The sequence below is a fragment of the Caulobacter sp. CCNWLW153 genome, assembly GCF_036889365.1.
In the GTDB taxonomy this organism is placed as follows: Bacteria; Pseudomonadota; Alphaproteobacteria; order Caulobacterales; family Caulobacteraceae; genus Caulobacter; species Caulobacter radicis.
Genome location: NZ_JBAKFV010000032.1, coordinates 1 through 9,402 on the forward strand (window position 1 = coordinate 1; position 9,402 = coordinate 9,402).

The window sequence follows — 9,402 nt, forward strand, 5'->3', positions numbered from 1 at the left end:
AAGCGCTCCCTCCCGAAGGCCAAAGGCCGTCGGCAATCCAGCTGCCCGAGTCGATTGAGGCCGCGGAACTTAGCGATCCAGCGCTCGAAATGCAAGTCGAAACCTTCATTTCCGAGCGGCGAAGCGTGTCCCCCGCAGCGAGGTGCGGCTTCTAGACAGCCCCCTGCCCCGCCGCAACCCAATTTCGCCCGCCCCCACAGGTTAGCTGTGAGCGGATCTGTGCATGGAATCGCCAGGGGCCGGCCAGGGCTCATCAAGCGGAACCGCTTGCACACCCCGCCGTGCAGCCTCCATAGAGCGCTCTATAAGGAGAGACGCCGCCGATGTTGTCCCAGAAAGCCCGCTACGCCCTGCGCGCCATGGTCGAACTGGCCCGCGCGGAAGAGCAGGTCACGGCCGGCGAACTGGCCCTGCGCGCCGACGCCCCCCGCAAGTTCCTCGAAGCCATCCTGCTGGGCCTGGCCCGCCACAAGCTGGTGACCAGCCGGCGCGGCAAGTTCGGCGGCTACCTGCTGGCCCGTCCCGCCGAGGAGATCAGCTTCGCCGAGATCATCCGCCTGGTCGACGGCCCCCTGGCGCTGGCCCCCTGCGTCAGCCGCACCGCCTTCCGCCGCTGCGAGGACTGCAGCGACCTGGCCACCTGCGCCCTGCGCGAGGCCCTGCTGCGGGCCCGCGACGCCACCGCCGCCGTGCTCGAGGGCTACAGCCTGGCCGACGCAGTCACCGGCCAGGGCGCCGAGCTGATCGGCTGATCCCGCACATATAGAAGAGCGCTCATGAGAAAGGCCCGCCCTCGACGAGGACGAGCCTGCTTCCACGCTCTCTATAGGGAGCGCCCTTTGCCTTCGCGAAGATCCCGCCGTCAGCCGGCGGCGATATAGGCCTTCAGCCCGTCGGCCTCGGCCTGGGCTTCCTGGATCTTGTACTTCACCAGGTCGCCGATCGAGATGATGCCCACCAGGCGTCCGCCCCTGGCCACTGGCAGGTGGCGGATGCGGCGGTCGGTCATCTTGGCCAGCAGGTCGTCGACGCTCTCGTCGGGCTGGGCGAAGATGACGTCGCGCGTCATGCAGGCCGAGATCGGCTTGGAAAGCGCCGCGGCGCCCTCCTTGGCGATCTGCCGCACGATGTCGCGTTCCGACAATATGCCCGCGATGGACTCGTCGGCTTCCAGCACCACCATGGCGCCGACCTTGCGGCTGTGCAGAAGCGCCGCGGCCGCGCCGACGGTTTCCTGGGGCGAGGCGGTGAACACGAGGTCGCCCTTGGTCTTCAGAATCTGGGACACCAACAAAACGCAATCCTCCCTGATCGCACTTGCATAACGAAGGTCTCGCAAACCCGCGTCGGGATCAATGGCGGATCGGGGATCCAGGCCACGACGCGCCGCGTCGCGGCGCGCCCAAACCGTCGCACCCGCCGCGTTTAACCAATTCTGGATACCTTACCGCCTATGTTGGCGTGTCCGGTTTTGGCACGGGGGTTGCTTGCAAGCCCCGGACAGACAGTCGCGGAGCCCGTCATGGCCTCAAAGAAGAACAACAAGCCCCTGGTTCGGGCCCTCGGCGCGGTCGCCGCCCTCACCGGCGTGCTGATTTCGGGCGCCGCCATGGCCCAGTCCATGGGCAGCAACTCCGCGTCCTACAATGCCGGCTACGGCCGCGTCGCCGGCCAGGAAAACCACGTCGTCGACTATTCGACCCGCGACGCCAACGGCAACCGCGTCATCGTCGACGGCGTCATGCTGACCGGCAGCGACCAGAGCGTCTATTCCAGCCGCAGCTCGTCGGGCTCGCTGGACAGCTATTCGGGCGTCGGCAGCCTGGGCGGCTTCTCCGGCTCGACCGCGATCGGCAACAACCTGACGGTCATCACCCAGGGCAACAACAACACGGTGATCGTCAACTCCAACCAGGTCAACAACGGCAATGTCAGCGCCGGCGCGTCGACCAACGGCGGTGTCTCCAATGGCAACTAAGCGCGTCTTCCTGATGGTGGCCGCGGCCTGCACGGCGCTCAGCGCCTGCGGCGGCGGCATGCCCAAGCGCCTGGACGCGGGCAACTACGCCCGTCCCATCGGCACGGCGCCGGTCACGGCCAACCCCACCCCCTATTCGACGGCGCTGAACTGCCTGGCCAGCTACGCCCGGCAGAACCGCGTCGCCGCCCCACGCATCGCCGTGGGCCGCATCGCCGACTACACCGGCAAGGAAGAGTCCGACGGTTCGGGCCGCAAGGTCACCCAAGGCGCCTCGCTGATGGCCATGACCGCCTTCGCCAAGGCCGGCATGCCGATGGTCGAGCGCTTCGACACCTCGGTGTCCGAACTGGAACTGAAGTACGCCAACAACAAGCTGATCTCCGACCGCCCGGCCCCGACGCCGGACGCCCCGGCCGACTATCGCAAGATCGTCGCCGGCCAAGTCGCGGGCTCGGACTTCTATCTCGTCGGCGGCGTCACTGAGCTGAACTACAACATCCATTCGGCGGGCGCCGACCTCTACGGCGGCGACCTCGACACCGACGGGCTGAAGGCCAACTTCAAGCGCCGCGTGTTCGTGATGAACATCGCCATGGACCTGCGCCTGATCAACAGCCGCACCCTGGTGGTGGAAGACGTCATCTCCTACCAGAAGCAGGTGATCGGCCGCGAAGTCAGCGCCGGCATCTTCGCCTTCGCCAACAACAACCTGTTCGACCTGTCGGCCGGCAAGGGCGCGCTGGAGCCGGTGCAGCTGGCCGTGCGCTCGCTGATCGAGCGTTCGGTCGTCGAGATGAGCGCCAACCTCTACGGCATGCCGGGTCCGCAAAGCTGCCTGCAGTCGGATCCGTTCGGGGCCGACACCGTCGGCGTCACGGGCGCGTTCACGCCCGCCTACAACAACCTGGGAAGCAACAATGCGCAGACCCGCGAAGATCCGTCTCGCTGGAACGATCGCAGCGATCCCTCTGTGCGTCGCGGCCGCTACTAGCGCCTTCGCCCAGGGCCAGGTTCTCAACGACCAGCTGAACCTGCGCGACATCTTCAGCGAGCAGACCCTGAACGTCGTCACCGTCCAGGAAGGCGTCAGCGCATCCACGTCGGCGACCGGCAACAATGTCGGCATCGCCGGCTCGCGCGTGGACGTCGACGCCACGTCCAACCAGGTCAACCAAGGCTCGGTCTACGGCCACGCCGTGGTCAACGCCTCGGGCTCGATGGGCGCCTCCAGCGTCGTGGCGACCCAGGCGGCCGGCAATTTCGGCAATGCGGGCGCGGAAGAAGCGACCTACCGCGGCTTCATGGTGCAGACCAACAGCGGCGCGGTGACCGCCCGGGGCCAGGTCGAGGCCGAGACGGCCCGGGCCGGCGACCTCGCGGTCGACACCCAGGCCACCGGCAACACCCACGGCCTGTGGCTGCAGAACGGCGCGGCCGGGGCGCGGATCAGCCAGGCCAACTCCGGCGACGTCATGGCCGACGGCGGCGCGATCGTGCAGTACGTCAGCGGAACCTCGACCGTGGCCGGCACGGCGGCGGGCAACCACATCGACATCGACGGCGCCAACCAGTCGGCCGCCCGCGTCATCACCGACCAGGGCAATACCTCCGACCTGGTGCAGGCCAGCAAGTTCACCGCCTACGGCAACGCCTACCTGACCCAAACCTCGACCTCGGCGGCGGGCAACAACCTCAACGCCACCAATGTCGGCCCGCTGCTCGACGTGGCCAACCACCAGTACAACACCGCCTATGTGCGCTCGCAGGCCGAGACCACCTCCTACCAGTTCGGCGCGGCCAATAGCAGCGCCTACGGGGTGGGCAACGCCGCGGTCGTCAGCAACACCGGCGCGGCCCTGGTGCTCGACAACGTCCAGACCAACGACGGCGGCGGCGTCGAGGTGATCGCCAGCGCCGAGGGCCACGACGGCTACGACATCGGCGCCCGCGCCAGCGCGGCCGGCAACTCGGTCGGCGGCTATGTGTGCGGAACCTGCGGCGGCTCGATGACCAGCAACAACACCCAGGTCAACAACGCCGACGTCTCCTCGCGCGCCACCACCACCGTCACCGGCTCGGCCCGCTCGATCACCAGCACCGCCCGCGCCGTCGGCAACGACGCGGCGTTTTATGTGAGATCGAACTAGCCCCCCGAAATCCCTCTCCCTGAAGGGAGAGGGAGGGGCCCAGGCGACAGCCTGGGAGGGTGAGGGGTTACGCCGCCAGCCGGCGTGCCGGCACGCCGTCTCCGGTCCCTAACCCCTCATCCGACCTGCTTCGCAGGCCACCTTCTCCCTCCAGGGAGAAGGATCAGGAGCGCGGACGGGGATAGAGCAGCGTGGATCCCCGGCGCTCGCCAAAAAGAGTCCCACGAACTCAATCACTTGCAACTTTTTCAGCGTGCTGGATCAGACGCGCTGAAACCCGGGTCATAATCAGAGCTGTCCCGTCGCAGGGAGAGGGCGCAAGGATCCGGCCCGAAGCGGCGACGTGGATGCGATCGAGCGGGGCCGCCGGAGCTGCGTGAGCAGGGCCGGACCAGGCTTAAATGAGGATGGGGGACGTAAACCCATCCATCGGGAGCTTGCCCAAATAGGCTCCCGCCCGTCCAAGATCCTCCCCCTGAAGGGGGAGGTGGCCCGGAGGGCCGGAGGGGGAAGTATCTGATGACGTCAGTATGCCCCCAATACCAGCAGCAACTTCCCCCTCAGTCGCTTCGCGACAGCTCCCCCTTCAGGGGGAGCGTCTTGAGGAACGGGCCGGAGGGTGTCGGCGCCGGGCCTACCGCCCGTACACCGCGTCCCGCAGTTCCCGCGTCACCTGGCCGTTCATGCCTTCGAACGCGGTGTTGGTCAGCAGCACGACAGTGAGCCCCGCCTTCGGATCGACGAACCAGTTGTGGCCATAGACCCCGCCCCAGGCCAGCGTGCCCGCGCCCTGCGGGGTCTTGGCGATCGCCGGATCGTCGAGCACGGCCCAGCCGTAGCCGTAGCCGAAGCCCCAGCCCGGGCCTTGCGTCGCGGCCTTGATCCCGGCCTGGTCGGTGGTCATCGCCTGGACGCTGGCGGCCGAAAGCACGCCGCCGCCGCCGGTGCGCACCGCTTCCAGCAGGGCCAGCACGTCGCCCGCCGTGCCGACCATGCCCGCCCCGCCCGAGGGGAAGGCGGCAGGGTCGACCGCGCGGCTGGGCGCCATGCGCACGGCGGTGGCGCCCAGCGAGACATCCTGGTTGTCGGTGATCCGCGTCGGCGCAGGCGCGGCGTTGGCGTAGGGCGTGGCCAGGCGCGCCGGATCGGTCGCCTGGAAGCCCGCGTCCTTCAGGCCCAGCGGGCCGGTGACGGTGCGCGCCACCACCTGCGGCAGCGGCCGGCCGTCGGCCTTCTCCGCCACCAGCCCCAGCACGTCGATGGCCAGCGAATAGCGCCAGGCCGAGCCCGGCGCGAAGGCCAGCGGCCCCTTGCCGATGCGGGCGACGTCCTCGTCCAGCGTCAGGCCCGAGATGTCGAGCCCGTCCGAGACGCCCAGCTGGTGGTACGGATGGTCGGCCTTTTCGGCCAGGCCATAGGTCAGGCCGGCGGTGTGGCTGAGCAGCTGGCCCAGGGTGATCGTGGGCGTGGAGCCGTCGGCCAGGGTCGGCTTGAAGTCGGGCAGCCACCTGGTCACCGGATCGGCCAGCGACAGCCTGCCCTCTTCAGCCAGCCGCATGATCGCCACGCTGACGAAGGGCTTGGTCACCGAGGCCAGGCGGAAGACGGTGTTCTCGCGCATCGGCGCCTTGGCCTCGCGGTCGGCCAGGCCGGCGGCCCGGTGATAGACGAGCTTGCCGTCGCGGGCGACCAGCACCACCGCGCCCACCAGCCGCTGGTCGGCGATCGCGCGGTCGACGACCGCGTCGATGCGAGCCGAAAGCGCGGCGTCCGGCGCGGGCGCGAGCACGGCGGCCGGCGGCGCCTGGACCTGCGCCAGAGCCGGCGCGCCGGACAGGGCCGCCAGGATCGCGACGGGGGCCGCAAAGCCCGCAAGCCAAAGACGCATGTGACGCACTCCCTCGTCGCCGGATGCGCTCCGGCCTCTTAAGGGAGTGGGCGGCCGGTCCCCCTTCCGCAAGGCGGACCAGCGAGTTTCCCACAGGCCAGACGCGCGGATGTTGCAATTCTGAAGCGCCGAACGCCGACTTCGCCGCCGCACGGCCTTGCTTGCGCCACGCGCGAAGGCTTAGCTGCCGCCCCGACACTTCCGGTAATCGAACGGTCTCCATGATCTCTGTCTCGCGCCTGGCGCTCGTCGTTTCCGCCGGCCTGGCGCTCACCGCCTGCTCCACCCTCTCCTCGGTCCTGCCCGGCTCGGACAAGAAGGCGGACGCCGCGCCGTCATCGGCCGCCCCGGTTCCGGCCAAGGCGCCCGCCGCGCCGGCGAAGACCTCGGGACCCCAGTTCTCCGACCTCAAGCCGGGCCAGTGGCCGCACGAGGTCTCGGACGTCGCCGTCGATCCGGCCATCCGCTTCGGGGTGCTGCCCAACGGCATGCGCTACGCCATCCGCAAGAACGCCACCCCGCCCGGCCAGGGCGCGCTGCGCCTGTGGTTCGACGCCGGCTCGCTGATGGAGGCCGACGACCAGCAGGGCCTGGCCCACTTCCTCGAGCACATGGCCTTCAACGGCTCCAAGAACGTGCCCGAAGGCGAGATGGTCAAGATCCTCGAGCGCCGGGGCCTGGCCTTCGGGGCCGACACCAACGCCTCGACCAGCTTCGACGAGACGACCTACACCCTCGACCTGCCCAAGACCGACGACGGCACGGTCGACGACGCCATGATGCTGCTGCGCGAGGCCGCCGGCGAGCTGACCATCGACCCCGCCGCCGTCGACCGCGAGCGCGGCGTGGTGCTGTCGGAGGAACGCACCCGCGACAGCCCCGGCTATCGCGTCTTCAAGCAGGGCTTCGCCTTCAACCTGGAAGGCCAGCGTCCGCCCTCGCGCCTGCCGATCGGCACGACCGACGTCATTTCCACCGCCCCGGCCCAGCGCATCCGTGATTTCTACCAGGCCTGGTACCGCCCCGAGAACGCGGTGTTCGTGGCCGTCGGCGACTTCGACGTCGACGCCATGGAAGCCAAGATCAAGGCCCGCTTCGGCGACTGGAAGGGCCAGGGCGAGCCGGGCAAGCGTCCCGATCTGGGCGCCATCGCCCAGCGCGGCCTGACCGCCAAGGTCATCGTCGAGCCGGGCTCGGGCGAGTCCGTCCAGCTGGGCTGGGTGCAGTCGCCCGACCTGCGTGTCGAGACCAAGGCGTCCGACCGCGAATACATGCTGGAGTCGCTGGGCATGGCGGTGCTGAACCGCCGCCTGCGCGCCCTGACCCGCAGCGCCGAGCCGCCGTTCATCTCGGCCGGCGCCCTGCGCAACGACCAGTACCATGCCGCCCAGATCAACGGCCTGTTCGCCCAGGTGAAGCCGGGCGGCTGGAAGACCGCCCTGCAGGTGCTCGACCAGGAGCAGCGCCGGCTGATGCAGTTCGGCGTGCGCCAGGACGAGCTGGACCGCGAGATCGCCGCCATGCGCGCCTCCTACGTGGCCGCCGCCGCCGGCGAGGCCACCCAGCGCACGCCCGCCCTGGCCGGCCAGATCGTCGGCGCGCTGGGCGATCGCGAGGTGCCCACCAGCCCGTCGCAGAACCTGGCGGCCTTCGAGGCCATCACCAAGGACCTGAAGGCCGACGCCGTCTCGGCCGCGGTCAAGTCGCTGTTCGCCGGCCAGGGGCCGCTGATCGTGCTGCCCACGCCCACCGCCATCGACGGCGGCGAGGCGAGCGTCACCGCCGCCTACCAGGAAGCCGGCAAGGCCCCCGTCACCCCGCCGGCCGCGCCCGCCGCCACCACCTGGCCCTATGCGGTGTTCGGCTCCACCGGCAAGGCGGTCGAGCAGAAGGACGTCACCGATCTGGACGCCGTCTTCGTCCGCTTCGAGAACGGCGTGCGCCTGACGGTCAAGCCGACCAAGTTCCGCGACGACCAGATCCTGGTGAAGGCCCGCATCGGCAACGGCCTGCTCGACCTGTCCAAGACCGGCCAGAGCCCGCTATGGTCGGCCTCGTCGATGATCGAGGGCGGCCTCAAGCAGATCACCGCCCAGGACATGGAGCAGGTGCTGACCGGCAAGGTCTGGAACGCCGGCCTCGGCGTCGAGGACGACGCCTTCGTGCTGTCGGGCCGCACCCGTCCCGAGGACCTCTCCACCGAGCTGCAGGTGCTGGCGGCCTACGCGTCGGACGCCGGCTGGCGGCCCGAGGCCTTCAACCGCGTGAAGACCTATTACGGCACGATCCACGACCAGCTGGAGCGCACCAGCAGCGGCGTGGTCGGCCGCGACCTGTCGTCGCTGATGCACCCCGGCGACGAACGCTTCGCCTTCCCCGATCGCAAGGAGATCGCCGACGGCTCGATCGACCAGCTGAAGGCGGCCGTGGGCGGTCCGCTGTCGACCGGCCAGATCGAGATCGTCGTGGTGGGCGACACCACGGTGGAGAAGGCGATCGCCGCCGTCGGCGAGACCTTCGGCGCCCTGCCCGTCCGCACCGGCGTCGCGGCGCCGGCCGATGCGGCCAGGATCGCCTTCCCCGCCCCGTCCAAGGTTCCGGTGGTGCGCACCCACAAGGGCCGCGCCGACCAGGGCCTGCTGTTCATGGCCTGGAAGACCGACGACCTGTTCAGCGACCTGCAACGCTCGCGCAATACCCAGGTCCTGGCCTCGGTGATGCAGTTGCGCCTGACCGACGAACTGCGCGAGAAGCAGGGCGCGACCTACTCGCCCTCGGTCTCGGCCACCCACAACGCCACCTTCCCGGGCTGGGGCTATATCGGCCTGTCGGTCGAGGTTCCGCCCGAGAAGATCGACCAGGTGATCGCCAGCGTCCGCCAGATCGCCGCCGACCTGCGCGACAAGCCGGTCACCGCCGACGAACTGGAGCGGGCCAAGCTGCCGCGCATCGACCAGCTGGAGAAGGCGCGCGAGACCAACGAATACTGGCTGGGCGCGCTGTCGGGCGCCCAGACCGACCCGCGTCTGCTCGACGCCACCCGCTCGGTGATCGCCGGCCTGCAGCGCGTCACCGCCGCCGACGTCCAGAAGGCCGCCCGCACCTTCCTGGCCGACGACAAGAGCTGGACCTTCGAGGTCCGCCCGGAGAAGTGACGCCAAGATCCCTCTCCCTCCGGGGGAGGCAGCCCGAAGGGCCGGAGGGGGCCGTTTTCGGCTCCCACTGACTTCACTCCTCCCCCGTGCAACGGGGGAGGTGGCGCGGCGCGGATACGCGCCGTGACGGAGGGGGCGACGGCCGGCACAGCGCCCGGTCTGGGGGGGGGGCGGCCGGCGGGGGGCCGCCGCCCCCCCCCCCGCGGCGGCCGCCCCCACCTCACGACCCCG

General features: G+C 69.8%; 7 protein-coding genes and 1 pseudogene. 5 read left to right on the top strand and 3 right to left on the bottom strand.

Annotation, left to right across the window (positions count from 1 at the left end; genetic code table 11):
- Nucleotides 1-323 precede the first annotated feature (323 nt).
- Nucleotides 324-752 (top strand): RrF2 family transcriptional regulator, encoded by a 429-nt coding sequence (locus V6S85_RS26350; RefSeq protein ID WP_101711835.1) that lies wholly within the window; start codon nucleotides 324-326, stop codon nucleotides 750-752.
- Between the two features lie 110 nt (nucleotides 753-862).
- Here the strand turns inward: V6S85_RS26350 and V6S85_RS26355 are convergent, their stop codons facing one another.
- Entirely contained in the window at nucleotides 863-1,294 is a 432-nt protein-coding gene (locus tag V6S85_RS26355; protein WP_116565607.1) for a CBS domain-containing protein, read from the bottom strand.
- A 228-nt stretch (nucleotides 1,295-1,522) separates the two neighbouring features.
- On the opposite strand from V6S85_RS26355, the gene hfaA reads away from it, so the two are divergent.
- From hfaA to hfaD, 3 genes are read left to right on the top strand one after another with little or no spacing between them, the layout of a single operon-like run.
- Complete coding sequence (gene hfaA, locus V6S85_RS26360) at nucleotides 1,523-1,978, top strand: holdfast anchoring protein HfaA (protein ID WP_116565609.1); 456 nt, start codon at nucleotides 1,523-1,525, stop codon at nucleotides 1,976-1,978.
- On the top strand, nucleotides 1,968-2,972 hold the full coding sequence (gene hfaB / locus V6S85_RS26365; protein WP_116565611.1) for a holdfast anchoring protein HfaB: 1,005 nt from the start codon (nucleotides 1,968-1,970) through the stop codon (nucleotides 2,970-2,972). Before hfaA ends, hfaB begins: the two co-directional genes overlap by 11 nt.
- Complete coding sequence (hfaD, locus tag V6S85_RS26370) at nucleotides 2,899-4,128, top strand: holdfast anchor protein HfaD (protein WP_334350791.1); 1,230 nt, start codon at nucleotides 2,899-2,901, stop codon at nucleotides 4,126-4,128. The genes hfaB and hfaD overlap by 74 nt, the downstream gene beginning before the upstream one ends.
- Nucleotides 4,129-4,762: 634 nt before the next feature.
- On the opposite strand, the gene V6S85_RS26375 is transcribed toward hfaD, so the two are convergent.
- Nucleotides 4,763-6,016 (bottom strand): serine hydrolase domain-containing protein, encoded by a 1,254-nt coding sequence (locus V6S85_RS26375; RefSeq protein WP_334350792.1) that lies wholly within the window; start codon nucleotides 6,014-6,016, stop codon nucleotides 4,763-4,765.
- 221 nt (nucleotides 6,017-6,237) lie between these two features.
- Here V6S85_RS26375 and V6S85_RS26380 point away from each other — a divergent pair, with 221 nt between their 5' ends.
- The gene (locus tag V6S85_RS26380; RefSeq protein WP_334350793.1) at nucleotides 6,238-9,171 is read left to right on the top strand and encodes a M16 family metallopeptidase; all 2,934 of its coding nucleotides are present in this window, start codon (nucleotides 6,238-6,240) and stop codon (nucleotides 9,169-9,171) included.
- A gap of 78 nt (nucleotides 9,172-9,249) precedes the next feature.
- Here V6S85_RS26380 and V6S85_RS26385 read toward each other — a convergent pair.
- Nucleotides 9,250-9,318 (bottom strand): annotated as a pseudogene (locus V6S85_RS26385) (hypothetical protein); the annotation flags it as partial.
- Nucleotides 9,319-9,402 lie beyond the last annotated feature (84 nt).

Coding starts and splice junctions, on each gene's coding strand:
- V6S85_RS26375 (WP_334350792.1), bottom strand. CDS start 6,016: ATGCGTCTTTGGCTTGCGGGCTTTGCGGCCCCCGTCGCGATCCTGGCG.
- hfaB (WP_116565611.1), top strand. CDS start 1,968: ATGGCAACTAAGCGCGTCTTCCTGATGGTGGCCGCGGCCTGCACGGCG.
- hfaD (WP_334350791.1), top strand. CDS start 2,899: ATGCGCAGACCCGCGAAGATCCGTCTCGCTGGAACGATCGCAGCGATC.
- hfaA (WP_116565609.1), top strand. CDS start 1,523: ATGGCCTCAAAGAAGAACAACAAGCCCCTGGTTCGGGCCCTCGGCGCG.
- V6S85_RS26350 (WP_101711835.1), top strand. CDS start 324: ATGTTGTCCCAGAAAGCCCGCTACGCCCTGCGCGCCATGGTCGAACTG.
- V6S85_RS26380 (WP_334350793.1), top strand. CDS start 6,238: ATGATCTCTGTCTCGCGCCTGGCGCTCGTCGTTTCCGCCGGCCTGGCG.